Raw genomic sequence first — 26,718 nt, 5'->3', positions numbered from 1 at the left:
TAGCGTGCCGTCTACCGGCGCACCTGGGGTCCCCCCTTGCTCGGGCCCAGCAGGTCGGGAACCTGCTCCAGCACGGCAAGCGCCACCGCCACCTGGGTGGGATTTCCGTCGACGGACACCCCGGAGAGTGCCTTCGCTCGGGAAACTCGCCGTTCAACGGTGTTCCGGTGAGTGTACAGCCGGCCGGCGGCGCGGGTGCTGCTGAGCCCGCTCTCCACATACACCAGCAAGGTGCGGCGCAGCTCCGCTTCCGCCCGGGCCAGCTCGCCTAGGGTCGAGTGCACGAAACGCCGCGCGCTGTCGATGTCCTGCGTGAGAGGGTCGATCAACTCCACGTCTGCCGAGAAGGTCAGGGCGCGACGCGTACCCAGTCGAATCGCGAATGCCTGGGCACGCAGCGCGTCTCCCAGGCTTTCGCGGAATCCGTCGATCCCCTTCCCGGGGCGACCGACGGCGGCGCGGATGCGGCCGGTGTGTCGCCTCAGCAGGTCCTCGACCCGTGCGGCGTCCGGCGCGCTGCCTCCTGAAAGCCACAGCCAGCGGGCGGTGCGGCTGGCAGGGACCGCGAGCAGCGTCCCGGCTGGCACGGCAGCGCGGACGGCGACGACGACAGCCTCGAGAGCAAGAGCGTCGTCCGGCGACTCGGCCCAGAGCACGCACCCGCGGTGCTCCCGGCGCAACACGTACCCCAAACGACGCTCGGCGGTCTCCTCGGGCGGTGCATCCCCCTCGACGATCCGCTGCAGCAGGGCGAGCTCGTCCCGTTCCGCAGCATCTCGAGCGGCCGTGGCCTGCGCCTGCTGCAACATCGTCACCGAATCGATCCCATACTGGATCATCGACCGTGCGGCGAGGTCCAGCAGCTCGACCATCAGCTCCGGCTCCCCCGCGTGCCTGGCCACGCATCTCTCCACCCAGCGCCGCCAGCCGATCCCCAATGCCACACGCCATCCTTCGGCGAAGTCGGGGGAAATGCCCCGTGCTGCGAGGTCTCGGATGTAGTCCGCGGAGCGTGCGCTGAGGTGCGGCTCCACGCGCTGTCCCGGATGCTGAATGTTCGAGGACAGCCAGTGCAGGATATCCGCGCTGTCCAGGCGACGGTCCTCCTCGCCGAGCGTGGCGTCGGCGCGCAGCCCGGGGTCCATCTGGGCGCGCCGCGCGGGCGGGGCCAGGGAGGCGGTGAGGTCGTCTGCCTCGGCGGTCAGGGTCTCGCAGAGCTCCCTCATCGCCGCGGCCACCCGCGGGCTGAGCTCCGGCCATGGCTCGTCCATGAATCAAGTCTGCCGTGTCCCGGTCTCGGTGGTGACCCGGGCCGTCGCCCCGCGGGGCGACGGCCCGGGTGGCTTCAGTCCTGGGCGGCGGGAGCCGCACCCAGCAGTTCAGAGACCGCCTCGGCCGCGCGTCGGCCGCTAAGCACGGCGCCGTTCAGTGTCCCGGCCCAGGCGCCCGCAGTCTCGCTCCCCGCCCAGTGGATGCGCCAGTGCGGCTGTGCCAGCGCGGGGCCGTAACTGGTCATCGCAAAGGGGGCGATCGATGGGTTGGGACCGCCTGGCGCGAAGGAGTCCGTCCCCCAGCAGTGGTCCACGTAGTCCACGGGCTGCTCGGCCTGCGGTCCGTACAGCTCTGTCAGCTGACGGATGACCCGGTCGCGGCGGTCGTCCGACGTGAAGGCGTCGTACAGCCGGTCATCGCAGAACGTCATCAGCACGCCGGGGCCGTCATCGCCAGGGGACACGTCGAAGGTGATGAAGAAGGTGCCGCCGTCGGTGATGGATTCTCCCGATAGGCCCTCCTGCCGCCAGAAGGGTCGGTCGTAGGCCACGAATGCCTTGCTTAGCGACCCCATGGTCCACGTGCGGGCCAGGCCCTGCGCCTGTGGCGGAAGTTCGGGGCGGAAGTCGATGGCAGTGCGGTGCGCCGGCGCGGTGGTCGAGATGACATACGGCGCGGTTGCATCACCGAGCGAGGTGCGCACGGTCACAGTGCCTCGCTCCTCGTCCTGTTCGATCGCCTCGACGACAGCACCGAGCACAACACGGTCGCCGAGCCGGTCGGCAAGGCGGGTTGCGATCTGCTGGGTGCCACCGGCGATGCGATCCTGCTGCTGACCCCCCTCGACGGCGAGCATGTGCTCGAGCCCGCCGCCGGCGTGAACATACCGCAGAGCGTGAAGCAAGGACACGTCCCCGGGGCCGCAGCCCCACTGCACCCGTGCCACCACGCCCATCAGCGCCCGGGTGCTGACCCCGGCCTCCAGGGTGTCCAGCCAGGCCCCGAAAGAGATCGCGTCCAGCTCCCGAGCGCGGGGCGAGTCCCAGGCGGCTTCAACGTCGATGGTCTCGACCAGGGCACTGAACTCCTCCAGCACCCGGGCGGCGTCCTCGGCATCGATCGGGCCGCTGAGCGGCATGGCACCGGACCAGACGACGCGCTCCCCATGCATCGAGAGCAGGTTGGCGCCAGAGTGGTACTGCGGAGTCGTGACGCAGTCTACAGAGCGAGCGAGTTCGAGCACGGCCTCGTGGCGCTCTGCCACCCAGGTGGCGCCGAGGTCGACCGTGACGCCTGCCACCTCGCCGGAGTAGGCACGGCCGCCGACGCGGTTCCGGCCCTCCAGTACGAGTACGGATCGACCCTGCTCCGCAAGCAGGGTGGCAGCGGTGAGGCCCGCGAACCCAGCGCCGATGATGATGACGTCGAGATCGTCGTGGCCGAGGTGACGGATGGGTGCAGATGCCATGGTTCCTCCTTCGTCGGCCGGCGTCCTGAGGTTCAGGGCCGGTCGGTGCGATATCGCATCGGTCTCCATCCATGTTCCCGAGCGCGGCACAGCCCGACTAGGGCGGTTCCGCACCGATCGTCTCGATCTGTGGTGCAGACTGCACCACAGATCAGTGTCGCCAGCGCGCGGGGACAGCCAGCGAGAGCATGCAGAGCCGTCGAGAGTCTCAAACGAGCGGAGCCGCGCAAGGCGAGACGACGCCGGCTCCGGTCGACCTGGGCTTAGGTCGGCCGGAGCCGCGCGCTGCTCTGCTTATCTCACGTCAGACGGGGAGTGGGTCGTCGCAGGTGACGCCGCACACGCGATTCAGAAGTCCCAGTCGTCGTCTTCCGTGGCCTCGGCCTTGCCGATGACGTACGACGAACCCGACCCCGAGAAGAAGTCGTGGTTCTCGTCGGCGTTCGGCGACAGGGCCGAGAGAATCGCCGGGTTCACGTTGGTGACCGTCGAGGGGAACATCGGCTCGTAGCCGAGGTTCATCAGCGCCTTGTTGGCGTTGTAGTGCAGGAACTTCTTGACGTCCTCGGTCAGGCCGACGCCGTCGTAGAGGTCCTGCGTGTACTGCACCTCGTTCTCGTAGAGTTCGAACAGCAGGTTGAAGGTGTAGTCCTTCAGCTCCTGACGGCGCTCCTCGGTCTCGTTCTCGAGCCCCTTCTGGAACTTGTAGCCGATGTAGTAGCCGTGCACGGCCTCGTCACGGATGATGAGGCGGATGAGGTCGGCCGTATTCGTCAGCTTCGCCTTCGACGACCAGTAGATCGGCAGGTAGAAGCCCGAGTAGAACAGGAACGACTCGAGCAGCGTCGATGCGATCTTGCGCTTGAGCGGGTCGTCGCCACGGTAGTAGTCGACGATGATCTGCGCCTTCTTCTGCAGATTCTGGTTCTCGACCGACCAGCGGAACGCCTCGTCGATCTCCTTCGTCGAGCACAGGGTCGAGAAGATCGACGAGTAGCTCTTCGCGTGCACCGACTCCATGAACGCGATGTTGGTGTACACCGCCTCTTCGTGCGGGGTGATCGCGTCGGGGATCAGCGAGACCGCCCCCACGGTGCCCTGGATCGTGTCGAGCAGCGTCAGTCCCGTGAACACCCGCATGGTGAGCAGCTGCTCGTCGGGCGTCAGCGTGTTCCACGACTGCACGTCGTTCGACAGCGGCACCTTCTCGGGCAGCCAGAAGTTGTTCACGAGCCGGTTCCAGACCTCGAGGTCCTTCTCGTCCTCGATGCGGTTCCAGTTGATCGCCTGCACGTGGTCGACCAGCGTGAGCTTCGGTGAGGGAGTCAATTCATCGTTCCTGTTCTCAAAATCCCGGATCAGCGGATCACAGCATGCAGCTGACGCACTCGGTCATGTCGGTGCCCTCGAGCGCGAGCTGGCGAAGACGGATGTAGTAGATCGTCTTGATGCCCTTGCGCCATGCGTAGATCTGCGCCTTGTTGATGTCGCGGGTGGTGGCGGTGTCCTTGAAGAACAGCGTCAGCGACAGGCCCTGATCGACGTGCTGCGTCGCGGCGGCGTACGTGTCGATGACCTTCTCGTAGCCGATCTCGTACGCGTCCTGGTAGTACTCCAGGTTGTCGTTCGTCATGAACGGCGCCGGGTAGTAGACGCGACCGAGCTTGCCTTCCTTGCGGATCTCGACCTTCGACGCGATCGGGTGGATCGACGACGTCGAGTTGTTGATGTACGAGATCGATCCGGTGGGCGGCACAGCCTGCAGGTTCTGGTTGAAGATGCCGTGCTTCTGGATGCTGTCGCGCAGCTCGATCCAGTCCTGCTGCGTCGGGATGAACTTGCCGGCGAAGAGCTCCTTGACCTTCTCGGTCTCCGGCGCCCACGCCTGGTCGATGTACTTGTCGAAGAAGGCGCCCGACGCGTAGGTCGAGTCTTCGAAGCCGTCGAAGGTCTCGCCACGCTCGATGGCGAGCTTGTTCGACGCCTTCAGCGCGTGGAACAGCACGGTGTAGAAGTAGATGTTCGTGAAGTCGATGCCCTCTTCCGAACCGTAGAAGACGCGCTCGCGAGCGAGGTAGCCGTGCAGGTTCATCTGGCCGAGGCCGATGGCGTGCGAGCGGTCGTTGCCGTCTTCGATCGAGCGCACCGAGGTGATGTGGCTCTGCGTGCTGACGGCGGTCAGCGCGCGGATCGCCGTCTCGACGGTCTTGCCCAGGTCATCGGCATCCATCGCCAGGGCGATGTTCATCGAGCCGAGGTTGCACGAGATGTCCTTGCCGATCTGGTCGTACGACAGGTCGTCGTTGTACGAGGTCGGGGTGTTCACCTGCAGGATCTCGCTGCACAGGTTCGACATGTTGATGCGGCCCTTGATCGGGTTCGCCTTGTTCACCGTGTCCTCGAACATGATGTACGGGTAGCCCGACTCGAACTGGATCTCAGCGAGGGTCTGGAAGAACTCGCGCGCGTTGATCTTCGTCTTCTTGATGCGCGAGTCGTCGACCATCTCGTGGTACTTCTCGGTCACCGAGATGTCGCCGAAGGGCACGCCGTACACGCGCTCGACGTCGTACGGCGAGAACAGGTACATGTCCTCGCCCTTCTTGGCGAGCTCGAACGTGATGTCGGGCACGACGACACCGAGCGAGAGCGTCTTGATGCGGATCTTCTCGTCGGCGTTCTCGCGCTTGGTGTCGAGGAAGCGCATGATGTCGGGGTGGTGCGCGTTGAGGTACACGGCACCGGCGCCCTGACGGGCACCCAGCTGGTTGGCGTAGCTGAAGCTGTCTTCGAGCAGCTTCATCACGGGGATGATGCCGGACGACTGGTTCTCGATCTGCTTGATCGGGGCACCCGACTCGCGGATGTTCGACAGCAGCAGTGCGACGCCGCCGCCGCGCTTCGACAGCTGCAGCGACGAGTTGATGCCGCGGGCGATCGACTCCATGTTGTCTTCGATGCGCAGCAGGAAGCAGCTGACGAGCTCGCCGCGCTGCGCCTTGCCGGCGTTGAGGAACGTCGGGGTGGCGGGCTGGAAGCGGCCCGAGATGATCTCCTCGACGAGGTCGATGGCGACCTGCTCGTCGCCCTCGGCGAGCGCGAGGGCGGTCATCACGACGCGGTCCTCGAAGCGCTCGAGGTAGCGCTTGCCGTCGAACGTCTTCAGCGTGTAGCTCGTGTAGTACTTGAACGCGCCGAGGAAGGTCTCGAAGCGGAACTTCTTCGAGTAGGCCAGGTCGTTGAGCTTCTGGATGAAGTCGAACGAGTACTGCTCGATGACAGCGCCTTCGTAGTACTGCTTCTCGACCAGGTAGTCCAGGCGCTCCTTGAGGGAGTGGAAGAACACCGTGTTCTGGTTGACGTGCTGCAGGAAGTACTCGCGTGCGGCGCGCTTGTCGGCGTCGAACTGGATCTTGCCGTTCGCGTCGTACAGGTTGAGCATCGCGTTGAGCGCGTGATAGTCGAGCCCCTCGTACGCGGGGTTCATCTTGAACTCGACTGCGTCTGTCACTGTCGCTTCCACCATCGTTCCAATCCGTCGCTTACGCGATCGACGTCGTCCTGCGTGCCGAATACCTCGAACCGATACAAGTGCGGCACGTTGCACTTACGGCTGATGATCTCGCCGGCGAGGCAGAACGCCTCGCCGAAGTTCGTGTTGCCCGCGGAGATCACTCCGCGGATGTGGCGCCGGTTGCGCTCATCGTTGAGGAACCGGATGACCTGCTTGGGGACCGCCCCCTTCTCCTCGCCGCGCCCCTGCCCGCCCCCGTAGGTCGGGGTGACGAGGACGAACGGCTCGTCGATGACGAGCGGATCCTCGATGCGGTGCAGGGGGATGCGACAGGCGGGCAGTCCGAGCTTCTCGATGAATCGTGCGGTGTTGCCGGACACGCTCGAGAAGTAGACCAGGAGCGGCACCGCGGTCGCGACAGCGCTCATGGTCGGCGGCTTACGCGAGACGGGCTGCGAGCTCGTCGATCTTGTCGGGACGGAAGCCCGACCAGTGGTCTTCGTCGGTGACGACGACGGGCGCCTGCATGTAGCCGAGCGCCTTGACCTGCTCGAGCGCCGACGCGTCTTCCGAGAGGTCGTGGATCTCGTACTCGATGCCCTTGGCGTCGAGGGCGCGGTAGGTCGCGTTGCACTGCACGCAGGAAGGCTTGGTGTAGACCGTGATCGACATGGTGATGTCTGATTCCCCTCTAATCCAGGTGGTTTTCCCGGCAGGCCCCCGCCGGGACTTCAATACTACATATGGGGACGGACATTGGAAGCGACCACAAGGGGTAGTAGTTACATCCGTGTAGTTTTCCACTGCCTTCCCCAGATACAACACAGGTTGTCCACGCTTTCTTCCACAGCCCGGCGCTCTCGCAGAACCGGGTCGGACCGCGGATTCACGCGGCTCGCGTGAGCTCTCTCCGGATCCATCCACAGCCAGGACCGTACGCCTGGCCACCGACATCCGATTTCCTGTGGAGAAGCGTCTTCGGCGTGTCGCGGCGTGTCGCCGCAGCGCCTCCTCGCGTCGGCCGCTCGGCCCCGGATAGCCTCGTCTGGTGGCTGGCTATCGTGACCTTCTTCGCACTCCCGGCGTGGCGCGCATGATCGCCGCGCAGCTCGTCGCGCGCTTCCCCAACGGCATGACGAGCCTTGCGATCCTGCTGCACGTCGAGCAGCAGACGGGTTCGTACGGCGCGGCGGGCATCGTGCTCGCCGCGGCCTCCGTCGGCCAGGCGGTGGCGGGCCCCGTCACGAGCCGCTGGATGGGCGCCTGGGGCATGCGACGCGTGCTCACGCTGACCCTCGCCGTATGCATCGTCGCGGTGCTCTGCCTCGCCCTGCTGCCCTTGAACCTGGCCGGGTACATGGTCTTCGCGCTGCTCGCCGGGCTCTCGACCCCGCCCGTGCAGGCCGCTGTGCGCACCATCTACCCGAAGCTCGTCAACGCCGGCCAGCTCACGCCCCTGTTCTCGCTCGACGCCTCGCTGCAGGAGATCATCTGGATCGTCGCGCCGGTCGTGATCACGGTCGTCTCGACCCAGATCGGCACCGTGCAGGGACTGCTGCTGGTCGCGGCGATCCTCGTGATGGGCGGTTCGTGGTTCATCCTCTCCCCCGAGGTCGGCCGCGTGCGCATCCCGCGAAGCCGCCGCGCCTTCGGACGCGTCGTGCTGAAGCCGCCGGTGATGCTCGCGACCGTCATCGGATTCCTGCTCATCGGCGCGTGCGCAGCCGTCGAGGTCGGAGTCGTCGCGACGTTCGGGCACGGCGGGCTCGAGGCGGGCCTGGTGCTCGCCGTCTTCTCGGTCGGCAGCCTGGTGGGCGGGCTCGCGTTCGGCCACATCCCGATCGGCCCCTGGGCGATGGCCCGCCGCCTGCTCATCGTCACGGTCGGCCTGGCCCTGACGATGGTGTCGCTGAACATCTTCTGGCTGGGCGGCACGCTCGTGCTCGCCGGCGTCGGCATCGCGCCGGCCCTCGCCGTGCTGTTCGCGATCACCACCGCGAGCGTCAAGTTCAGCGAGACGGCCGAGGCGTTCGGCTGGGCCGGCACGGGTCAGCTCATCGGAGCCGCGGCTGGCTCCGCCGTCGCCGGCATCCTCATCGACCAGTCCGGCCCGCAGGGCGCCTACCTCGCTGCCGCCCTGTTCGCCGCGGTCGGACTCGTGGTCTCGATCGTCTTCGTCCGGGCGTTCCCCGACCTGCGTCACCGCGACCCCGCGCCGTACCCCGACACCGAGCCGATCCAGACCGCCCGCCTCTAGGCTGGTGGCGTGCCTGCACCCCTCACCCTTCCTCGCCTGGTCTGGGGCGGCGGCCCCCGTCGCGCCCTGCTCGTCCACGGTCTCGGATCATCGGCAGCGCTGATGTGGCGCATCGGATCCGCGCTGGCGGATGCCGGGTGGCAGGCCACCGCGGTCGATCTGCGCGGTCACGGCGACGCACCTCGCGCGCTCGACTACACGGTCGCCGCGTACGGCGCAGACGTCGCCGCCGTGCGTCCTGAAGGCGGCGGTGAGTGGGATGCCGTGATCGGCCACTCCCTGGGCGGCGCGGCGACTGTGGTGGCGGCGACCACGGCATCCGGATGGGCGAGACGACTCGTGCTCATCGACCCGGCGATCCACGTCGCGGGACGCGACGAGGGGATCATCCGGCGCAGCCAGAAGCGCGCCTTCGCCTCGCCCGACGTCGAGTCGGTGCGCGCCGAGCACCCGGACTGGCACCCTCATGACGTGGAGCTGAAGGTGGACGCCGTGCTGCGGGCGAGCCGCTGGGCGGTCGAGCAGACCAGCGCGCAGAACGATCCGTGGGACGTGCGCGCGCAGGCTGCGAGGCTCAGCATCCCGACCCGCATCGTCGGTGCCGACCCCGGCGTCTACAGCCTGTTCACCGGCGAACTGGCCGAGTCCGTGCTCGAGAACCCGAACATCACCATGTCGGTCGTGCCGGATGCCGGCCATTCCCCTCACCGTGATCGCCCAGAGGAGACGATCCGGCAGATCCTGGAGGCAATCTCATGAGCGCACCCGAACGCGACGGCTTCGACCCCGCTCGCCATCTGCCCGATGAGCTGCTCGAGCGCATCCGCGAGCGGGCTGCCGTGCACGACCGCGAGAACACGTTCCCGCAGCACGACCTCGACGAGCTGCGCGAGGCCGGATACCTGTCGATCCTCGTCCCCCGTGAGCTCGGCGGCGCCGGCCTCGGCCTCGCCGAGGCCGCCGTGCTGCAGCAGCGCCTGGCGTCGGCCGCACCGGCGACGGCGCTCGCGATCAACATGCATCTGGTGTGGACGGGTGTGGCGAAGGTGTTCAGCGACCGCGGGGTCCCCGGCCTCGAGTTCGTGCAGCGGGGCGCCGTGGCCGGTGATGTCTTCGCCTTCGGGATCAGCGAGGGCGGCAACGATCTCGTGCTGTTCGGCAGCGACACGTCGGCGGTCCCTCACGGCGACGGCGGCTACGCGTTCACGGGCACGAAGATCTTCACCTCGCTCGCGCCGGTCTGGACGAAGCTGGGCCTGCACGGCCTCGACACGACGAGTGCGGATGCCCCGAAGCTGGTGTTCGCGTTCATCGACCGCACCGATGCGGTGACCACGAGCGACGACTGGGACACTCTCGGCATGCGCGGCACGCAGAGCCGCACGACCCGCCTGAGCGGGGCCGTCGCCGCACCCGGGCACGTGGTGCGCCGGATCGACCCCGGCCCCAATCCGGACCCGATCGTGTTCGGCATCTTCAGCGTGTTCGAGATCCTGCTCGCATCCGTCTACACCGGCATCGCGCGGCGCGGCCTCGACCTCGCCGTCGAGGCCGCGAAGAGCCGGCGCTCGAAGAAGACCGGCATGTCGTACAGTCAGGATCCCGACATCCGCTGGCGCATCGCAGACATGGCCCTTGCGTACGACGCGCTTCCGCCGCAGATCTCCGCTCTCGCTCGCGACGTCGACGAGCTCGCCGATCACGGTCCGCGCTGGTTCACGCTGCTTTCGGGGCTGAAGCACCGCGCCGTCGTGATGGCGAAGCAGGTGGTCGATGAGGCGATGCTCGTCGCGGGCGGCGGGTCGTACTTCTCGTCGAACGAGCTCTCCCGGCTGTACCGCGATGTGCTGGCCGGCATGTTCCACCCCTCGGATCCCGAGTCGGCGCACTCCACCGCCGCATCCGCATGGCTGGGGCCGATCGAGCGCTGAGAACGGGGTCAACAGAGCCCTCAGCCTTCGAATTCTGTTGTCTTCGCCGTCATTCGGTGTCAATATCGACACATGGATACCGAACTGCAGCGGAAAGCGAAGGATCATCTCTGGATGCACTTCACTCGTCAGTCGACGATGGCGTCATCCGATGTTCCGGTGATCGTCAAAGGCGAGGGTCATCACATCTGGGACTCGACGGGCAAGAGGTACATCGACGGTCTCGCGGGACTGTTCGTCGTGAACGCCGGGCACGGCAGGCGCCGTCTCGCCGAGGCGGCGGCCGCGCAGGCCCAGGAGCTGGCGTTCTTCCCGCTGTGGTCGTATGCGCACCCCGCGGCGATCGAACTCGCCGACCGGCTCGCGGCCGAGGCGCCTGGAGACCTCGACCGGGTGTTCTTCTCGACCAGCGGCAGCGAGGCCGTCGAGACCGCGTTCAAGCTCGCCAAGCAGTACTGGCGCCTGCGCGGCAGGCCAGGCAAGCACAAGGTGCTCTCGCGGGCGATCGCGTACCACGGCACGACTCAGGGGGCCCTGGCGATCACGGGCATCCCGGCCATGAAGGAGATGTTCGAGCCGGTCACCCCCGGCGGCTTCCGCGTGCCGAACACCAACATCTACCGTGCCGACGAGATGGGTGCGCCGACCGACCCCGACGCCTTCTCGAAGTGGGCGGCGGATCGGATCGAGGAGATGATCCTGTTCGAGGGGCCGGACACGGTCGCCGCGATCTTCCTCGAGCCGGTGCAGAACTCGGGCGGATGCTTCCCGCCGCCGCCCGGATACTTCCAGCGTGTGCGCGAGATCTGCGACCGCCACGACGTGCTGCTCGTGTCGGACGAGGTGATCTGCGCGTTCGGTCGCGTCGGCCACACCTTCGCATGCGACGCGTTCGGCTACGTGCCCGACATGATCACCTGCGCGAAGGGGATGACGAGCGGCTACTCCCCCATCGGCGCGACCATCATCTCCAGCCGCATCTACGAGCCGTTCGCGCAGGGCGACACGTTCTTCCCGCACGGATACACCTTCGGCGGGCATCCGGTGTCGGCCGCCGTCGCGATGGCGAACCTCGACATCTTCGAGGAGGAGGGGCTCAACGCCCGCGTGCGCGAGAATTCGCCGCTGTTCCGCGCAGAGCTCGAGACCCTGCTCGACCTGCCGATCGTCGGCGACGTGCGCGGTGAGGGCTACTTCTTCGGCATCGAGTTGGTGAAGGACAAGGCGACCAAGCAGACGTTCGACGCCGACGAGTCCGAGCGGCTGTTGCGCGGATTCCTGTCGAAGGCGCTCTTCGACGCCGGCCTGTACTGCCGCGCCGACGACCGCGGCGACCCCGTGATCCAGCTCGCGCCGCCGCTGACCGTCGGTCCCGCCGAGTTCCGTGAGATCGGCGACATCCTGCGTGGAGTGCTGGGCGAGGCCGCCCGCATCGTCTGATGCGCGCGGCCCCGCCGGGTCAGGCCTCGAAGACCCGAACGCCGTCGACCCAGGTGCCGAGCACGCGGGTGTCGCCGATCTGCTCTGGTTCGCCCTCGAACGGGTCGCGGTCGAGCAGGGCCAGGTCGGCCAGCATCCCGACGCGGATCACGCCGGTCTCGGGCAGGCTGTTCACCCGCGCTGACCCCGCGGTGTACGCCTGCAGGGCCGTGCCCAGATCGAGCGCCTGCTCCGGCAGGAACGGCGGGTAGTCGCCCTCCCACTCCGACGGAGCCGAGCGCCGGTTGACGGCCGTGTGGATCGCCGCCATCGGATCGGGGGTCGAGACCGACCAGTCGCTGCCCGCGGCGAGCGCGGCGCCCGAACGCAGCAGGTCGCCGAACGGATACTGCCAGCTGGAGCGCTTCTCGCCGAGGAAGGGCAGCGTGAGGTCGACCATCTGCGGCTCGAGGGTCGCCCACAGCATCTGCATGTTCGCCGTCACGCCGAGCCGGCGGAACCGCGGCACGTCGTCGGGATGCACGACCTGGATGTGCGAGATGTGGTGCGGATTGCCGAGCGGTCCGTTGCGTCGCAGCGCGGTCTCGACCGCGTCGAGGCACTCGCGCACCGCTCTGTCGCCGATGGCGTGGAAGTGCAGTGTGAAACCCAGCGCGTCCAGCTGCGCGGCGGCCTCGTTCAGCACCTCGGGATCGACGAACGAGATGCCGGCGTTCTCGGTGGGATGCCCGTGTCCGTCGCAGTACGGCTCGAGCATCGACGCCGTGAAGTTCTCGGCCACGCCGTCCTGCATGATCTTGATGCTCGTCGCGGCGAAACGACGTCCGCCCGCGGCGCTCTCGCGCATCGCGACGAGGTCGTCGATCTGCTCGAGCCCGCGCGTGCGGTCCCACCACAGCGATCCGACCACGCGTCCGGTGAGCTCGCCGGCCCGGTCGGCGGCGATGTACACCGGCAGCGGGTCGCCTGCGTCGCTGTACTGCGTGCCGACGATCGCATCCTGCCAGGCGGTGATCCCGAACGAGTGCAGGTGCCGCTGCCCGACGGCGAGCGCCTCGCGCAGCCGCTCGTGCGGCTCGGCGGGCAGCAACCGGTTGACGAGCGACATCGCGCCCTCATGCAGCGTGCCCGAGGGGGCACCTGACGCATCGCGTTCGATGCGTCCGTCATCGGGGTCGGGGGTGTCTCGCGTGACGCCCGCGAGTTCCAGCGCGCGGGAGTTCACCCACGCCCCGTGTCCGTCGCGGTTGGGCAGGAAGGCGGGTCGATGGGGCACGACGCGGTCCAGCGCGTCGGCCGTCGGCGTGCCGCCGGGGAAGGCCGACATCTGCCAGCCGCCGCCCAGCACCCATCCGTCGTCCGGATGCCCGGCCGCGTACTCCGCGATCCTCGCCAGGTACTCGTCCTGGGTCGACAGGTCGGCGAGGTCGCAGCGCAGCATGTCGAGCCCGCCCCAGAGCGGATGCACGTGAGCATCCTGGAATCCGGGAACCAGCATCCGGCCCTCGAGGTCGACGATCTCGGTGCCGGGACCGATCAGCGCGAGCGCCTCCCGGTCGAGGGCGACGATCCGGCCGTCGCGCACGGCGACGGAGTCGGCGCGGGAGCGCGACGCGTCGGAGACGAACACGCGGCCGCCGTACGCGCCGTCCGTGAAGACGATGTCGGCGTGGGTCATGTCATCCTCCCGCCATCGTGCGGGCGATCTCGGTGGTCGAGTCGCCCGCCCGCTTCAGCACGTACGCGACGAGCGCGAGCGAGACGAGCGTGAGCAGCAGCATCACCGTCGACACCGCCGCGATCTCGGGCCGCAGGCCGCTGCGCAGCGAGCTGAGCACGTACACCGGCCACGGCGTCGTGCCCGACACCTGCACGAACGCGGAGACGACCGTGTTGTCGAGGCTGAGCGTGAACGAGAGCAGGAACCCGGCGAGCACGGCGGGCATCGCCAGGGGCAGGGTGACCTTGAGGAAGGTGCGCACCGGCGGCGCGTAAAGGTCCGCCGAGGCCTCTTCGAGCTTCGCGTCGAGACCGACCAGCCGAGCGCGCACGATGTACGAGACGATCGCGATCGAGAAGAGGGAGTGGCCGACGACCAGGCGCACGGTGCCGTCGTTGAACATCGACAGCCCGAGGTCCTGTCCGAGGAAGACGAGCCACGGCAGCAGCGCGACGGCGTCGACGATCTCCGGTGTCACCGAGACGAGCAGCAGCAGTCCGAGGAACCACCACACCCATTTGCCTGGCCGCCGCGCCATCGCGATGCCGGCGAGCGTGCCGAGCACCGCGGCGAACAGCGCCGCGATCAGCCCGGTGCGCAGAGAGACCATCACCGCGTCGCGGATCACCGGCTTCTCGACCAGGGCCGCGAACGGCGCGAAGCTGAAGCCGTCCCAGGCGACGAGCAGCCGGCCGGAGTTGAACGACGCCATGATGATGACGATGATCGGCAGGAAGAGGAACGCGTAGACCGCGATCGACCAGATGCCGAGGATGCGGTCGCCGACGGCGGGGCCGCGTCGGCGTGTGCGGGTGTCGCTCATGATGCCTCTCCGAGGACGAGTCGGCTGCGGTTTCTGAAGGGCAGCGAGATCAGCCACAGGATGCCGGCGGCGACCGCGATCGTCAGCATGATCACGAGGATCAGCAGCACCGCCATCGCCGAGCCGAGCGCCCAGTTCTGGGCGGTGCCGAACTGGCTGGCCACCAGCTGGCCGATCATGTTGCCCTGTGCGCCGCCGAGCACGGTGGCGGTGATGTAGTCGCCCATCAGCGGGATGAAGACCAGCAGCACGCCGGCGACGATCCCTGGTCGCGCGAGCGGCACGGTCACCTGCAGGAAGGTGCGCAGCCCGTCCGCCCCGAGGTCCTTGCTGGCCTCGCGAAGCGGGGTTCCCACGCGGTCGAAGGCGACGTAGAGCGGCAGGATCATCAGCGGCAGGTAGTTGTAGACCACGCCGATCAGCACAGCGGTGCGGGTGTAGAGCACCTCGATGGGGCCGTCGATGACGCCGACCCCCTGCAGCAGCGACGACAGCCACCCCTCCGGCGAGAGGATCACCTGCCAGCCGAGGGTGCGCACGAGGAAGTTCGTCCAGAACGGCACCATCACGAGCGCGATGAGCAGGCCGCGGCGCGACGGCGGCGCCTTCACCGCCATCCAGTACGCCACCGGCCCGCCGATCAGCAGGCACAGCACCGTGCCGAGGATGCCGACCCAGAGCGTGTTCTGGAAGGTCGCGAAGAACGTCGGCGACATCGCCTCGGCATAGCGGTCGAATGACAGCACATCGTTGGCGTGCGTGCCGAAGATGCCCGGCTTGTAGCCGAAGCTGAACCACACGACCATCGCGATGGGCGCGATGAAGAACAGCGCCAGCCACACCCACGCGGGAACGGCCAGCCCGAAGCGAGGACTACGCACCGGCGGCGGCCTTGGTCTTGTTCCAGATCTCGACGATCCGCTCCTGCGCCTCGGTCACCTTGCCCTCGTGCATGGTCTTCACCTGCGCCTCGTCGAAGAAGACCATGTCGAGCATCTCGAGACCGGCCTCCTCGGCAGCGTCGCGGATGCCCTTCGCACCCGTGTCGTAGCCGATGTAGTCGACCTGCGCGAGCTGGTTCTCGGGCGTGAGGATGTAATCGAGGAAGGCGTGGGCGGCCTCGGGGTGAGGCGCACCCTCGACGAGGGCCCAGTTGTCCATCCACAGCTCGGTGTCGGGCGCGCCGAGCACCCACTGCCAGCGGTCGGGGTCGGGCGACTCCTGGATGCCGATGCGCGCATCGCCGTTCCACGACTGCATCAGCACGTGGGAGGCCTGCGGGATCGCCGCACCGCCCGGGTACGAGTCGAACGCCGAGATGTGCGGCGCGAGCTCGTCGACCAGGAACTTCTCGCACGCGTCGAGATGCTCGGGGTCGGTGGTGTTCCAGTCGATGCCGTTGGCCCAGTAGTAGATGCCGCCGAGGGGGGCGGGGTCGTCGAGCACCGACGTCTTGCCCGACGCCTCGTTCTTGGCCGCGTCGATGAAGTCGTTCCACGTCTTCAGCTCTCGGGTGATGACGGTCTTGTCGTACACGAATCCCGTGGTGCCCCACGCCTTGCAGATGGAGTACTCGTTCTTCGGATCCCACTCGCGGCCGAGGAAGGCCGGGTCCATGTGCTTGATGTTGGGGATGAGGTCGAGGTTGAGCTTCGCGAGGAGGCCGTTCTCGATCATCTGCGGGATGAACACGCCTGTCGGCACGACGAGGTCGTATCCGCTGGTGCCCTTGGCGGCGACGAGCTTGGCGATCATCTCCTCGTTCGAGTTGAAGGTGTCCATGACGACCTTCGCCCCCTCGTCGTTCGTGAACGCCTCGATGACCTCGGGGGCGTCGTACTCGCCCCAGCTGTAGATCGACAGCTTGTCCTCGACGGCGCCGCCGGTGGCGCCGGGGGCGGGCTTGCCCGAACCGCCGGGCGAGCAGGCGGTGAGCACGCCGGCGGCGCCGAGCGCGGCGACCACCCCGATGAAGCCGCGGCGGGTGAGCTGGTGGCGGACGACCGGCGCGATGCTGCTGTCGGCGAGGATGCGGATGCTGTTGTCGTTCATGAGAGCACTCCTTCGTGCGGTGCGGTGCGGTGCGGGTGGTGGATGCGGCTCAGCGAGCGGCCCGGTCGGGTAGCGCGATCACATGGGTGGCGGCCGTCGGCGCGCCTTCGGCGGCGAACAGGCGAACGTCGGACGGCGACCAGGTGCAGCGCACGCGCTGGTCGACCGCCACGGGCGGGGCGGTGGGCGCGGGGGTGCGCACCAGCAGGGTCTGATCACCGGCGATGCCGACGACCACCTGCAGGGTCTCGCCGAGGTACGAGACGCCGAGCACGCGCCCGTCGACTCCGAACCCCTCGGCGTCAGCGGACTCGATGCGGATGAACTCGGGGCGGATGGCCGCGACAGCCGCTTCGCCCGCCGTGACCTGCTGCGCTCCCCATCGCCCGTGGATCAGGCCGACGCCCGTGTCCACCGCCTCACCCTGCGCGGTGCCGCTGAGGAAGTTCTGCTGGCCGATGAACGAGGCGACGTACGCGGATGCGGGTGCCGCGTAGATGCGGTCGGGAGCGTCGAGCTGCTCGATGCGGCCCGCCCGCATGACGGCGATCCGGTCGCTCATCGACAGCGCCTCGCCCTGATCGTGGGTGACGAACACGAAGGTCGTGCCCAGGCGGGACTGCAGCAGCTTCAGCTCGACCTGCATCTCCTCACGCAGCTGCCGGTCGAGCGCGGCGAGCGGCTCGTCGAGCAGCAGGACGCTGGGCCGGTTGATCAGTGCGCGCGACAGGGCGATGCGCTGCTGCTGACCGCCCGAGAGCATGGTCGGCTTGCGATCGGCGAAGCGGCGCAGCTGCACCATGTCGAGAGCGGCGATGACCCGCTCGCGCTGCTCAGCCTTGGGCACCCGGCGCTGCTGCAGACCGTACGCGACGTTCTCGGCGACGGTCATGTGCGGGAAGAGCGCGTATGCCTGGAAGACGGTGTTCACCTCGCGCCGGTGCGGCGGCAGGCCGAGCACGCTGCGGCCCGAGATGCGGATGTCGCCGCTGTCGGGATGCTCGAAGCCGGCGATCATGCGCAGCGTCGTGGTCTTGCCGCAGCCGGAGGGCCCGAGCAGCGACAGGAACTCCCCCGGCTGGATCGACAGGGACAGGTCGTCGACAGCGGTCGCGTCGCCGTAGTGCTTGGTGACCGAGACGATGTCGACGCCGCCGGTGCCTGGTTCGACGGTCGGGACGGGGGCCGGGGTGGGGGCCGCGGGTGCGGGCTGTGCCATGAAACCTCCACGTTGAGTTCTGACTGACGTCAGTCAAGCACAGTCACGCGGTGAGGTACAGCGAAAAGCGAAGAATGTGACGAACCCAGCGACGATATCCGTCGTCAAGAGGTGCGCTTCCTGCGGATATGGTCTACTTGCGGTCGAAGTCGAAGGCCTTGAGCAGCTCACCCACCGCCTGCTCGCGCTCGTCGCCGCCCTCTTCGAACATGTGCGTGACGTGCGTGCGCAGGTGGTTCTCGAGCAGCAGACGGTTCAGCGATTCGAGCGAGCGCTGCACGGCACGAGACTGCGTGATGATGTCCATGCAGTACTCCTCGCTCTCGATCATCCGCGCGATGCCGCGCAGCTGACCCTCGAGGATGCTGGTGCGGTGCAGGGCACGCTTCTTGATGTCGTCGATCACCCCTCAAGCGTAGTCACCGTGAAAGGATGTCGGCATGTCGCGAACACCGATGGCGCTGCTCTCGCCCGCCGATCAGGAGCGACTGCGCGGTCTGCGTCGCATGAAGGCCGTCGCCCTCGGCGCGCTCATCTTCATGGCCGTCGTCTTCGTCATCTCGTTCTGGCTCGAATCCAGGCATCCGTGGCTCGGCTACGTCCGCGCCGCCGCCGAGGGCGGCATGGTCGGCGCCCTCGCCGACTGGTTCGCCGTGACCGCGCTGTTCCGGCGTCCGCTTGGCCTCCCCATCCCGCACACCGCGATCATCCCCAACCGCAAAGACGAGATCGGCCGCACGCTCGGCGAGTTCGTCGAGACCAACTTCCTCGCGGCCGACATCGTGCGCGACAAGCTGTCGCGCACGGCGCTCTCACAGCGCTTCGGCGAGTGGCTGCGCGTGCCCTCGCACGCGGAGCGCGTGACCGCCGAGGCGTCGACGGCCGCCACCGCTGTGCTGCACGCGCTCAGTGACGACGACGTGCAGGGCCTGATCGCCGACCTGGCTCGGGAGCACCTGATCGAGCCGGACTGGGCGCCGACGGCCGGCGGCTGGCTGCAGCGGATCGTCGAGGCCGACGCTCACCGCAGCGCCGTCGATCTGGCTGTCGACAGCATCGGCGCGTGGCTCGAGAACAACGCCGTCGCCTTCCAGGGACTCATCTCGCGGCGCCTTCCGTCATGGGTGCCGCGCCTCGCGCACCGCTTCGTCGATGAGACGGCGTACAGCGAGGCGCTGAAGTTCGTCCGCGCCGTGCACGCCGATCCCCGGCATCCCGCCCGCCGGGCGATCGACGGATATCTCACCCGCCTCGCAGAGGGGCTGCAGAACGACCCCGCGATCCAGGCGCGACTCGAGGGCGCGAAGGCGGCCCTGTTCGACAGCCCCCGAGTCGGCGAACTCGCGGCGCAGCTCTGGAACACGGCGAAGACCGGCCTGCTCGCCGCTCTCGCGGATCCGCAGAGCGGACTGCGGGTGCGTGCATCACAGGCCGTGGCCGAGATCGGCGACCGCCTGGCCACCGAGCCGGCCCTGCAGTCCCGCGTCGACGGCTGGGTCACCGATGCCGCCGTGTTCCTGGTCGACCGCTACCGTCATGACATCGCGTCGATCATCACCGAGACCGTCGAGAAGTGGGATCCGGCCGAGACCACCGAGAAAATCGAACTGATGGTCGGCCGCGACCTGCAGTACATCCGGCTGAACGGCACCGTCGTGGGAGCCCTCGCCGGCCTGGCGATCTACGCCGTCGCCCACGCCCTCATCCCCGTCGGCCTGAGCTGAGGTCGCCGACTCGGGCCGGATCAGTCGCGGAGCGCGTCGGCGATCGGCGTCGTGCCGGAGTTGAAGCGGACGGTGCGGCGGATCGTCGAATCGGCGACCAGCGTCTCTGCGATGACCTGCGCGACGTCGGCGCGTGAGACCTCGCCCGACTCGTCAGCGGCGGCATCGATGCGCCCCGTCGCCTCTCCGAGGGTGAGCCGGCTGGGCCCGAGGATCGTCCAGTCGAGTCCGGATGCCCGCAGATGCTCGTCGGCGGCCGCCTTGGCCTCGGCGTAGGCGTGGAAGGGGTCGTCGGCCGGGATGCCGTGGTCGGGCGATGCGCCGAAGTACGACACCATGACGTAGCGGCGCACTCCCGCATCCGTCGCCGCGTCCATCGACCGCACGGCGGCCTCATGATCGACGGCCTGGGTGCGCGCCGCATCGCCTCCGCCTGCTCCGGCCGACCACACGACCGCGTCGTGGCCGGAGAGCAGCTCGGCGATCGCCGCCCGATCCTGGTGCTCGACGTCGAACACCACGGGCTGTGCACCCGTCGCCCGCACGTCGTCGGCATGGTCGGGGTTGCGGATCACGGCGGTCACCTCGTCACCGCGAGCCGAGAGAAGAGGAGCGAGCAGCAGGGCGACCTTTCCGTGGCCGCCGAAGATCACGATTCTGGACATGCCTCCACGCTACGCGCCCTTCGCGGGTGCGGGGCCGCTCCGCCGCACCGACATGGAGCGGCCTCAGCGAGAGGCGAGACCGGCGAGCAGCTCCAGCACGCAGAGGGCGGCCAGGCGCACGGTGCGGGCGTCGTCGGCGTCCGCTGTGGCATCCACCTCGGCGATGTCGGCGCTGACCACCTTCTCGTCGGCCGCGATCGCGCGCACGAGCGCACGCAGCTCCCCGGCGGCGAGGCCACCGGGCACGCTCGCCGGGCACCCCGGTGCGATCGATCTGTCGACCACGTCGACATCGATGTCGAGATGGATGCGCGAGCCGGCGCCAGCGACGGCGAGCGCCTCGGCGACCACGGCCGCGACGCCCTTCTCGCGCACCTCGTCGAGCGTGATGACCCGGATGCCCCACTCCGCTGCGCGCTGCGCATACGCCGCGGAGTTCGCGAAGTCGGCGATGCCGATCTGCACGATGCGGGTCGGGTCGATCCGCTCACCGTCGGGTGCGTCCTGCACGAGCCGCCGCACCGGCGTGCCGTTGGACACGCCGTCGCGCAGATCGAAGTGCGCGTCGAGGGTGATGAGCCCATCGGCACCGGCGCCGCGCGCGGCAGGGTAGGTGAGCGAGTTGTCGCCGCCGAGCGCGATCACGAGTCGCGTCTGCTCGGCGAGCTCACGCACCGCCGCGACGGCGCGCTCCACGCCCTCGTCGCCGTCGGGCTCGTGCACGTCTCCGGCATCGACGATGCGCAGCACCTGGTTCAGGTCGACGGCCGGCGGACCCATGAGCGTGGCGCTGTAGCGGGGCAGCGCGTCGCGGATCGCCGCCGGCGTCGCATGCGCGCCGGTCGGCGACAGCGAGGTGCGCCAGGTCGGGATGCCGAGGATCGCGGCGTCTGCCTTCTCGCCCGCCACGGGCGCAGGCCAGGACCCGGCGCGCGGCCAGAGCTCGTCGTGTGAGAGTGCCATGTCGTCCTCCTGAATCATCGCCCCGCGTCAGCGGGTCGCGACGCCGTCTTTCCAGACCGTCTTCACCAGCGGCACACCGGGCCGGTACGCCAGGTGCACGCGGGTCGGCGCGTCGAGCAGCACGAGGTCCGCCCGCGCGCCGGGCGCGATCACGCCGATGTCCGAGCGCTGCAGCGCAGCCGCTCCCCCGGCCGTCGCGGCCCAGACCGCCTCGGCGGGCGTCATGCCCATGTCGCGCACCGCGACGGCGATGCAGAACGGCATCGACGAGGTGAAGCTCGACCCCGGGTTCGTGTCGCAGGCGATCGCGACCGTGACGCCCGCGTCGATCAGACGCCGGGCGTCGGGGTACGGCTGGCGGGTCGAGAACTCGACGCCGGGCAGCAGGGTGAGCACGGTGTCGGATGCGGCGAGCGCGGTCACGTCATCATCGGTCAGGTACGTGCCGTGGTCGATCGATGCGGCACCGAGCTCGATCGCGAGCTGCACGCCCTCTCCTGGTCCGAGCTGGCTGGCGTGCACCCGCGGCTTCAGTCCGCGTGCGATGCCGGCCTCGAGCACCCGGCGCGACTGCGTCACGCTGAACGCCCCGGTCTCGCAGAACACGTCGATCCACTTGGCGTGCGGTGCGCAGGCATCCAGCATCTCGCCGATCACGAGGTCGACATAGGCGTCGCCGCGGTCGGCGTACTCCGCGGGAACGACATGCGCACCGAGATAGGTGACCTCCTCGGTCACCTCGGCGGCGAGACGCACCAGGCGCGCCTCGGTCTCGACGTCGAGCCCGTACCCGCTCTTGATCTCGACCGTCGTCGTGCCCTGCGCGAGCATCTCGTCGAGGAACCCGCGCACTCGGGTGCGCAGCTCGGCGTCGGTCGCCGCGCGGGTGGCCGCGACGGTGGAGCGGATGCCGCCCGCGGCGTACTTCTGCCCCGCCATGCGCGCTTCGAACTCGGCGGCTCGATCGCCGCCGAAGACGATGTGGCTGTGGCTGTCGACGAAGCCCGGGATGACGGCACGCCCACCGGCATCCACCGTCTCGTCGGCCGTCGGCGCGTCGACCGACGGGCCGACCCACGAGATCAGGCCGTCCTCGATGAGGACGGCCGCGTCGGCCAGCGTGCCGAACCGGTCCCCCGGGGAGCCGACGTTGGTCGTCAGCTCCCCGATGTTCGTGATGAGCGTGCTGCTCACAGCATCGGCACCTTGAGTCCGCGCTCGCGAGCGATGTCGCGGGCGTGCTCGTAGCCGGCGTCGACGTGACGCATGACGCCGGTTCCCGGATCGTTCGTCAGCACGCGCTCGAGCTTCTCGGCGGCCAGGTCCGAACCGTCGGCGACCGTGACCTGACCGGCGTGGATCGAACGACCGATACCGACGCCGCCGCCGTGGTGCAGCGAGACCCAGCTCGCACCAGACGACGTGTTCAGCAGGGCGTTCAGCAGCGGCCAGTCGGCGATCGCATCCGAGCCGTCCTTCATGGCCTCGGTCTCGCGGTAGGGCGATGCGACCGAGCCGGAGTCGAGGTGGTCGCGGCCGATCACGATCGGCGCCGACAGCTCACCGGAGGCGACCATCTCGTTGAACTTGAGGCCTGCCAGGTGGCGCTCCTTGTAGCCGAGCCAGCAGATGCGCGCGGGGAGGCCCTCGAAGTGCACCTTCTCGCCAGCCTTGTCGAGCCAGCGGTGCAGCGCCTTGTCTTCCGGGAAGAGCTCTGCGATCGCCCGGTCGGTCTTGTAGATGTCCTCGGGGTCGCCCGAGAGAGCAGCCCAGCGGAAGGGGCCGCGGCCCTCTTCGAACTGCGGACGGATGTACGCAGGCACGAAGCCCGGGAACTCGAAGGCGCGGTCGAACCTGCCCAGCACGGCCTCGGCGCGGATCGAGTTGCCGTAGTCGAACACGGCGGCGCCCGCATCCTGGAAGGCGACCATGGCGGCGACGTGCGCCGCCATCGACTCGCGGGAGCGACGGGTGAACTCCTCGGGGTCGCGCTCGGCCTCGGCCTTCCAGTCCGCGACCGAGATGCCGATGGGCAGGTAGGCCAGCGGGTCGTGCGCGCTCGTCTGATCCGTCACGACGTCGATCGTCAGCTCACCGGCGTCCTGACGGCGCTTGAGCTCGGGGAACACCTCGGCGGCGTTGCCGACGACGCCCACCGACAGGGCGTCGCCCGCCTCCTTCGCGGCGATGACACGAGCGACGGCGGCGTCGAGGTCGGTGGTGTACTCGTCGAGGTAGCCGTGCTCGACGCGGCGCGACAGACGCGACTCGTCGACGTCGACGATCAGCACGACGCCGTCGTTGAGCGTGACGGCCAGCGGCTGCGCGCCGCCCATGCCTCCGGCGCCGCCCGTGAGGGTGAGGGTGCCCTTGAGCGAGTCCTTGCCCAGCGAGCGCGCGACGGCCGCGAAGGTCTCATAGGTGCCCTGCAGGATGCCCTGGGTTCCGATGTAGATCCAGGAGCCGGCGGTCATCTGGCCGTACATCATCAGGCCCTCGGCCTCGAGCTTGCGGAACTCGGGCCAGTTGGCCCAGTCGCCGACGAGATTCGAGTTCGCGATGAGCACGCGCGGCGCCCACTCGTGGGTGCGGAACACGCCGACCGGCTTGCCGGACTGCACGAGCAGCGTCTCGTCGGGCTCGAGCTCGTCGAGGGTCCGCACGATCGCGTCGTACGCCTCCCAGCTGCGCGCGGCGCGGCCGGTGCCGCCGTAGACGACGAGGTCTTCGGGGTGCTCGGCGACCTCGGCGTCGAGGTTGTTCATCAGCATCCGCTTGGCGGCCTCCGCGCCCCAGCTCTTGGCGGTGCGCTGGTTTCCGCGCGCGGCGCGGATGCTGCGGGTGGGGTCGTGGAGAGTGGGTTCAGACATTCGCGTGCTCCTTCGCAGTGCGGAGGACGGCGCCCGAGCGGACGAGCTCGGTCACGGCCTCCATGTCGGGTGAGAGGAAGTGGTCGGGTCCGGGGCCGGCGGCCACGGTGCGGACGAGGTCGCGCACCGCGCCGGTGGCGGGGCCGGCCTCGAGCGGAGCGCGCAGGTCGAGCGCGCGGGCTCCCGTGAGGATCTCGATCGCGAGCACCCGGGTGAGGCCGTCGATCGCGCGTCGCAGCTTGCGGGCGCCGGACCAACCCATCGACACGTGGTCCTCCTGCATGGCCGACGACGGGATGGAGTCGACAGACGACGGCACGGCGAGGCGCTTGAGCTCGGAGACGATTCCTGCCGCAGCGTACTGCGCGATCATCAGGCCGGAGTCCACGCCCACCTCATGCGCGAGGAAGGGCGGCAGTCCGTGGCTGCGGGCGGGGTCGAGGGCGCGGTCGGTGCGCCGCTCGGAGACGGATGCCAGGTCTGCCACCGAGATGGCGAGGAAGTCCAGCACCGCAGCGACCGGCGCGCCATGGAAGTTGCCGTTGGATTCGATGCGGCCATCGCTGGTGACCACGGGGTTGTCGACCACCGACGCCAGCTCGCGCTCGGCGATCGTGGCTGCGTGGGCCATGGTGTCGCGCACGGCGCCGTGCACCTGCGGCGAGCAGCGCAGCGAGTAGGCGTCCTGCACGCGTCCGTCCTCGGGGCCCTTGTGGCTCTGCACCATGGGCGACTCGCCGAGGAAGGCGCGAAGGTTCGCCGCCGACATGGCCTGGCCCACCTGCGGGCGAAGCGCCATCAGGTCGGCGGCGAACACGGCATCCGTGCCCAGCTGCGACTCGATCGACATCGCGGCCGAGAGGTCGGCGGTCGTGACGAGCGTCTCGAGGTCGTGCAGGGCGAGCAGCAGCATCCCGAGCATTCCGTCGGTGCCGTTGATGAGGGCGAGCCCCTCCTTCTCGACGAGCACGAGCGGCTCGATGCCGGCGGCCGAGAGGGCGTCGGCGGCGGCGACCAGCTCGCCGTCGGGGTTGCGGACGTCTCCTTCGCCCATCGAGGCGAGCGCGACATGGGCAAGCGGGGCGAGGTCGCCCGAGCAGCCGAGCGAGCCGTACTCGCGGACGATGGGCGTGACACCGGCGTTCAGCATCGCGGCGTACGTGTCGACCACGACCGGGCGAACGCCCGTGTGGCCGGATGCCAGGGTCTGCAGGCGCAGCAGCTGCAGAGCGCGGACGACCTCGGTCTCGACCTCGGCTCCGGTGCCGGCGGCGTGCGAGCGGATCAGGCTGAGCTGCAGCTGACGGCGGCGCTCGGGTGCGATGAAGGTGGTGGCGAGGGCGCCGAAGCCCGTCGAGACGCCGTAGTGCGGGTTCGGATCGGCGGCCATGCCGTCAATGACGGTACGGGCTGCGGCGACGCGCTCGCGGGCGGAATCGGCGATCGCGACGGGGGCGAAATGGCGGGCGACGGCGACGACGTCGGCCGGCGACAGCGGGGCCGCGCCGACGATCACGGGAGAAGTTTCAGGCATGACTCGATTCCACACCCTCGGCTGCCGCCGCGGGGGCCGGAGTGACAGACTGTGTCTGTGATCCCAGACGAACCGGATGCCGGGTCGAGCCGTCCTCAGGTGCCCGCAGCCGACCAGACGCTGCGCATCCTCCGGCACCTGGCGCGACGACCGGCGCCGATCGCCGCGACGGCGCTCGCCCGTGACCTCGGCATCCCCCGGTCGACGGTCTACCACCTGCTGGCCACTCTCGAGGAGCACGGGTTCGTCGTTCACCTGCCGCAGGAGCGCCGCTGGGGTCTGGGGACCAGTGCATTCGAGCTCGCCGGCGGCTATGCCCGCCAGGAACCGCTGGCGCGGCTCGGGCGACCTCTGCTCGCCGCCCTGGCTGACCGCATCGGAGAGAGTGCGCATCTGGCCGTGATGAGCGGTCGCGACGTGCTGTACATCGTCGAGGAACGGGCCGTACGCCGCCCGGCCCTGGTGACGGACGTGGGCGTGCGGCTGCCGGCGCATCTCACGGCAACGGGTCGCGCGATGCTCGCGTCGCTCCCCCGCGCGCAGGTGCGTGCGCTCTACCCGGATGCCGCATCGTTCACCGATCGCACGGGCAGAGGACCCTCTCGTCCCGCCGAGCTGAGAGAGCTGCTGCGCGAGGTGCGGCAGGCAGGGATCGCGAGCGAAGACGGTGAGGTCACGCCCGGGTTCCGTTCGGTGGCCGCAGCAGTGCACGACCATGCCGGCTGGCCGGTCGCCGCAGTGGCCGTGACGTGGGAGGGCGAGCGCGCGAGCGACCCTGCGCAGGAGGTGCTCGACGCCGCCCGGATGCTGCAGAGCCGCCTCGGATACGACAGGCGCTGACATATGCAGAAGGCGTCGTCCGGTCTCCGCTCTGCGGGGTCCGGACGACGCCTTATCGGTCTGCGGGATCAGCCCGCTGCGCCCTTTCGAGGCTTGAGAAAGGCTTCTGGTTCGCGCTTCGCGCGCTTCTCAGCTCTCTTCTCCTTGAGTGAGAGCTGGGGTGCCTTCTTCCCTGCTCGTGACTGCGGCGTCTTTCCAGACATAGGACTCGCTTCCCCTCTTCGGCTGGCGGGTTCGGTTGACCTCTGACCATAGCCCGGCCTGCAGGGAAGTCAAATCAAGGGGCGTTAACGCAAAAGAGCCACCCAACAATGGGTGGCTCTTTCACAGAAGAAGTCCGGCGGTGTCCTACTCTCCCACAGGGTCCCCCCTGCAGTACCATCGGCGCTGTGAGGCTTAGCTTCCGGGTTCGGAATGTGACCGGGC

At 68.8% G+C, this 26,718-nt stretch carries 23 protein-coding genes and 1 rRNA gene; 6 read left to right on the top strand and 18 right to left on the bottom strand.

The genetic code is table 11. The annotated features are described in order from the left end of the window. Nucleotides 1-11: 11 nt before the first annotated feature. From AB0N59_RS13655 to nrdH, 6 genes are all read right to left on the bottom strand, one after another. On the bottom strand, nucleotides 12-1,271 hold the full coding sequence (locus AB0N59_RS13655) for a helix-turn-helix domain-containing protein (RefSeq protein WP_363484347.1): 1,260 nt from the start codon (nucleotides 1,269-1,271) through the stop codon (nucleotides 12-14). Between the two features lie 74 nt (nucleotides 1,272-1,345). Beyond that, on the bottom strand, nucleotides 1,346-2,740 hold the full coding sequence (locus AB0N59_RS13650; protein ID WP_363484344.1) for a flavin monoamine oxidase family protein: 1,395 nt from the start codon (nucleotides 2,738-2,740) through the stop codon (nucleotides 1,346-1,348). A gap of 348 nt (nucleotides 2,741-3,088) precedes the next feature. After that, nucleotides 3,089-4,069 carry a class 1b ribonucleoside-diphosphate reductase subunit beta gene (gene nrdF / locus AB0N59_RS13645; RefSeq protein WP_101188904.1) on the bottom strand — a complete coding sequence of 327 codons (981 nt, stop codon included), beginning with the start codon at nucleotides 4,067-4,069 and terminating at the stop codon, nucleotides 3,089-3,091. Nucleotides 4,070-4,106: 37 nt separating this feature from the next. Continuing rightward, the gene (gene nrdE / locus AB0N59_RS13640) at nucleotides 4,107-6,266 is read right to left on the bottom strand and encodes a class 1b ribonucleoside-diphosphate reductase subunit alpha (RefSeq protein ID WP_363484340.1); all 2,160 of its coding nucleotides are present in this window, start codon (nucleotides 6,264-6,266) and stop codon (nucleotides 4,107-4,109) included. Beyond that, on the bottom strand, nucleotides 6,248-6,682 hold the full coding sequence (gene nrdI / locus AB0N59_RS13635) for a class Ib ribonucleoside-diphosphate reductase assembly flavoprotein NrdI (RefSeq protein WP_363484337.1): 435 nt from the start codon (nucleotides 6,680-6,682) through the stop codon (nucleotides 6,248-6,250). The genes nrdE and nrdI overlap by 19 nt, the downstream gene beginning before the upstream one ends. Before the next feature lie 10 nt (nucleotides 6,683-6,692). Continuing rightward, on the bottom strand, nucleotides 6,693-6,926 hold the full coding sequence (gene nrdH / locus AB0N59_RS13630) for a glutaredoxin-like protein NrdH (RefSeq protein WP_182253815.1): 234 nt from the start codon (nucleotides 6,924-6,926) through the stop codon (nucleotides 6,693-6,695). 376 nt (nucleotides 6,927-7,302) lie between these two features. On the opposite strand from nrdH, the gene AB0N59_RS13625 reads away from it, so the two are divergent. From AB0N59_RS13625 to AB0N59_RS13610, 4 genes are all read left to right on the top strand, one after another. Continuing rightward, nucleotides 7,303-8,511 carry an MFS transporter gene (locus tag AB0N59_RS13625; protein WP_363484333.1) on the top strand — a complete coding sequence of 403 codons (1,209 nt, stop codon included), beginning with the start codon at nucleotides 7,303-7,305 and terminating at the stop codon, nucleotides 8,509-8,511. A 9-nt stretch (nucleotides 8,512-8,520) separates the two neighbouring features. Beyond that, nucleotides 8,521-9,270, top strand: a complete 750-nt coding sequence (locus AB0N59_RS13620) for an alpha/beta hydrolase (protein WP_363484331.1) — start codon at nucleotides 8,521-8,523, stop codon at nucleotides 9,268-9,270. Further along, the gene (locus AB0N59_RS13615; RefSeq protein WP_363484328.1) at nucleotides 9,267-10,442 is read left to right on the top strand and encodes an acyl-CoA dehydrogenase family protein; all 1,176 of its coding nucleotides are present in this window, start codon (nucleotides 9,267-9,269) and stop codon (nucleotides 10,440-10,442) included. The genes AB0N59_RS13620 and AB0N59_RS13615 overlap by 4 nt, the downstream gene beginning before the upstream one ends. A 72-nt stretch (nucleotides 10,443-10,514) precedes the next feature. Then, nucleotides 10,515-11,882 (top strand): aspartate aminotransferase family protein, encoded by a 1,368-nt coding sequence (locus tag AB0N59_RS13610; protein ID WP_363484325.1) that lies wholly within the window; start codon nucleotides 10,515-10,517, stop codon nucleotides 11,880-11,882. A gap of 19 nt (nucleotides 11,883-11,901) precedes the next feature. Here the strand turns inward: AB0N59_RS13610 and AB0N59_RS13605 are convergent, their stop codons facing one another. The 6 genes from AB0N59_RS13605 to AB0N59_RS13580 all read right to left on the bottom strand — a co-directional run bounded on the left by AB0N59_RS13605 (nucleotide 11,902) and on the right by AB0N59_RS13580 (nucleotide 18,102). Next, the gene (locus AB0N59_RS13605) at nucleotides 11,902-13,560 is read right to left on the bottom strand and encodes an amidohydrolase (protein WP_363484322.1); all 1,659 of its coding nucleotides are present in this window, start codon (nucleotides 13,558-13,560) and stop codon (nucleotides 11,902-11,904) included. Nucleotide 13,561: 1 nt separating this feature from the next. Next, nucleotides 13,562-14,425 (bottom strand): ABC transporter permease, encoded by an 864-nt coding sequence (locus tag AB0N59_RS13600; RefSeq protein ID WP_363484319.1) that lies wholly within the window; start codon nucleotides 14,423-14,425, stop codon nucleotides 13,562-13,564. Next, on the bottom strand, nucleotides 14,422-15,306 hold the full coding sequence (locus AB0N59_RS13595) for an ABC transporter permease (protein ID WP_363484316.1): 885 nt from the start codon (nucleotides 15,304-15,306) through the stop codon (nucleotides 14,422-14,424). Before AB0N59_RS13595 ends, AB0N59_RS13600 begins: the two co-directional genes overlap by 4 nt. Next, entirely contained in the window at nucleotides 15,299-16,477 is a 1,179-nt protein-coding gene (locus AB0N59_RS13590; RefSeq protein WP_363484313.1) for an extracellular solute-binding protein, read from the bottom strand. The genes AB0N59_RS13595 and AB0N59_RS13590 overlap by 8 nt, the downstream gene beginning before the upstream one ends. 49 nt (nucleotides 16,478-16,526) lie before the next feature. Beyond that, entirely contained in the window at nucleotides 16,527-17,696 is a 1,170-nt protein-coding gene (locus tag AB0N59_RS13585; protein ID WP_363484310.1) for an ABC transporter ATP-binding protein, read from the bottom strand. A gap of 133 nt (nucleotides 17,697-17,829) precedes the next feature. After that, a complete protein-coding gene (locus AB0N59_RS13580; RefSeq protein ID WP_204974246.1) occupies nucleotides 17,830-18,102 on the bottom strand; it encodes a metal-sensitive transcriptional regulator in 273 nt (90 codons plus the stop codon). A 34-nt stretch (nucleotides 18,103-18,136) separates the two neighbouring features. Between AB0N59_RS13580 and AB0N59_RS13575 the strand changes: the two genes are divergently transcribed. Beyond that, nucleotides 18,137-19,420, top strand: coding sequence for a DUF445 domain-containing protein (locus AB0N59_RS13575; RefSeq protein WP_363484307.1), 1,284 nt, complete (start codon nucleotides 18,137-18,139; stop codon nucleotides 19,418-19,420). 20 nt (nucleotides 19,421-19,440) lie between these two features. Here the strand turns inward: AB0N59_RS13575 and AB0N59_RS13570 are convergent, their stop codons facing one another. The 5 genes from AB0N59_RS13570 to hutH form a co-directional block, all read right to left on the bottom strand. After that, a complete protein-coding gene (locus AB0N59_RS13570; protein WP_363484304.1) occupies nucleotides 19,441-20,085 on the bottom strand; it encodes an NAD(P)H-binding protein in 645 nt (214 codons plus the stop codon). Between the two features lie 63 nt (nucleotides 20,086-20,148). After that, a complete protein-coding gene (locus AB0N59_RS13565; RefSeq protein ID WP_363484301.1) occupies nucleotides 20,149-21,048 on the bottom strand; it encodes an arginase family protein in 900 nt (299 codons plus the stop codon). Between the two features lie 27 nt (nucleotides 21,049-21,075). Next, a complete protein-coding gene (gene hutI / locus AB0N59_RS13560; protein ID WP_363484298.1) occupies nucleotides 21,076-22,242 on the bottom strand; it encodes an imidazolonepropionase in 1,167 nt (388 codons plus the stop codon). Continuing rightward, a complete protein-coding gene (gene hutU, locus AB0N59_RS13555) occupies nucleotides 22,239-23,918 on the bottom strand; it encodes a urocanate hydratase (RefSeq protein ID WP_363484295.1) in 1,680 nt (559 codons plus the stop codon). Before hutU ends, hutI begins: the two co-directional genes overlap by 4 nt. After that, nucleotides 23,911-25,452 carry a histidine ammonia-lyase gene (hutH, locus tag AB0N59_RS13550; protein WP_363484292.1) on the bottom strand — a complete coding sequence of 514 codons (1,542 nt, stop codon included), beginning with the start codon at nucleotides 25,450-25,452 and terminating at the stop codon, nucleotides 23,911-23,913. Before hutH ends, hutU begins: the two co-directional genes overlap by 8 nt. Before the next feature lie 51 nt (nucleotides 25,453-25,503). On the opposite strand from hutH, the gene AB0N59_RS13545 reads away from it, so the two are divergent. Beyond that, nucleotides 25,504-26,292: an IclR family transcriptional regulator gene (locus AB0N59_RS13545; RefSeq protein ID WP_363484289.1), complete on the top strand. Its 789-nt coding sequence runs from the start codon at nucleotides 25,504-25,506 to the stop codon at nucleotides 26,290-26,292. Between the two features lie 335 nt (nucleotides 26,293-26,627). Here the strand turns inward: AB0N59_RS13545 and rrf are convergent. Further along, a 5S ribosomal RNA gene (gene rrf, locus AB0N59_RS13540) occupies nucleotides 26,628-26,718 on the bottom strand; the annotation flags it as partial.

This window comes from Microbacterium sp. NPDC089321, from assembly GCF_040684935.1.
GTDB lineage: Bacteria > Actinomycetota > Actinomycetes > Actinomycetales > Microbacteriaceae > Microbacterium.
Note: the sequence above shows the minus strand (reverse complement) of the source record. Positions and strands in the feature narration are given on the sequence as shown.

Bases quoted from the DNA above. Each gene is read 5' to 3' on its own strand.
- AB0N59_RS13655 (WP_363484347.1), bottom strand. From the start codon at position 1,271: ATGGACGAGCCATGGCCGGAGCTCAGCCCGCGGGTGGCCGCGGCGATG.
- AB0N59_RS13650 (WP_363484344.1), bottom strand. From the start codon at position 2,740: ATGGCATCTGCACCCATCCGTCACCTCGGCCACGACGATCTCGACGTC.
- nrdE (WP_363484340.1), bottom strand. From the start codon at position 6,266: ATGGTGGAAGCGACAGTGACAGACGCAGTCGAGTTCAAGATGAACCCC.
- nrdI (WP_363484337.1), bottom strand. From the start codon at position 6,682: ATGAGCGCTGTCGCGACCGCGGTGCCGCTCCTGGTCTACTTCTCGAGC.
- nrdH (WP_182253815.1), bottom strand. From the start codon at position 6,926: ATGTCGATCACGGTCTACACCAAGCCTTCCTGCGTGCAGTGCAACGCG.
- AB0N59_RS13615 (WP_363484328.1), top strand. From the start codon at position 9,267: ATGAGCGCACCCGAACGCGACGGCTTCGACCCCGCTCGCCATCTGCCC.
- AB0N59_RS13610 (WP_363484325.1), top strand. From the start codon at position 10,515: ATGGATACCGAACTGCAGCGGAAAGCGAAGGATCATCTCTGGATGCAC.
- AB0N59_RS13605 (WP_363484322.1), bottom strand. From the start codon at position 13,560: ATGACCCACGCCGACATCGTCTTCACGGACGGCGCGTACGGCGGCCGC.
- AB0N59_RS13600 (WP_363484319.1), bottom strand. From the start codon at position 14,425: ATGAGCGACACCCGCACACGCCGACGCGGCCCCGCCGTCGGCGACCGC.
- AB0N59_RS13590 (WP_363484313.1), bottom strand. From the start codon at position 16,477: ATGAACGACAACAGCATCCGCATCCTCGCCGACAGCAGCATCGCGCCG.
- AB0N59_RS13585 (WP_363484310.1), bottom strand. From the start codon at position 17,696: ATGGCACAGCCCGCACCCGCGGCCCCCACCCCGGCCCCCGTCCCGACC.
- AB0N59_RS13575 (WP_363484307.1), top strand. From the start codon at position 18,137: ATGTCGCGAACACCGATGGCGCTGCTCTCGCCCGCCGATCAGGAGCGA.
- AB0N59_RS13570 (WP_363484304.1), bottom strand. From the start codon at position 20,085: ATGTCCAGAATCGTGATCTTCGGCGGCCACGGAAAGGTCGCCCTGCTG.
- AB0N59_RS13565 (WP_363484301.1), bottom strand. From the start codon at position 21,048: ATGGCACTCTCACACGACGAGCTCTGGCCGCGCGCCGGGTCCTGGCCT.
- hutU (WP_363484295.1), bottom strand. From the start codon at position 23,918: ATGTCTGAACCCACTCTCCACGACCCCACCCGCAGCATCCGCGCCGCG.
- hutH (WP_363484292.1), bottom strand. From the start codon at position 25,452: ATGCCTGAAACTTCTCCCGTGATCGTCGGCGCGGCCCCGCTGTCGCCG.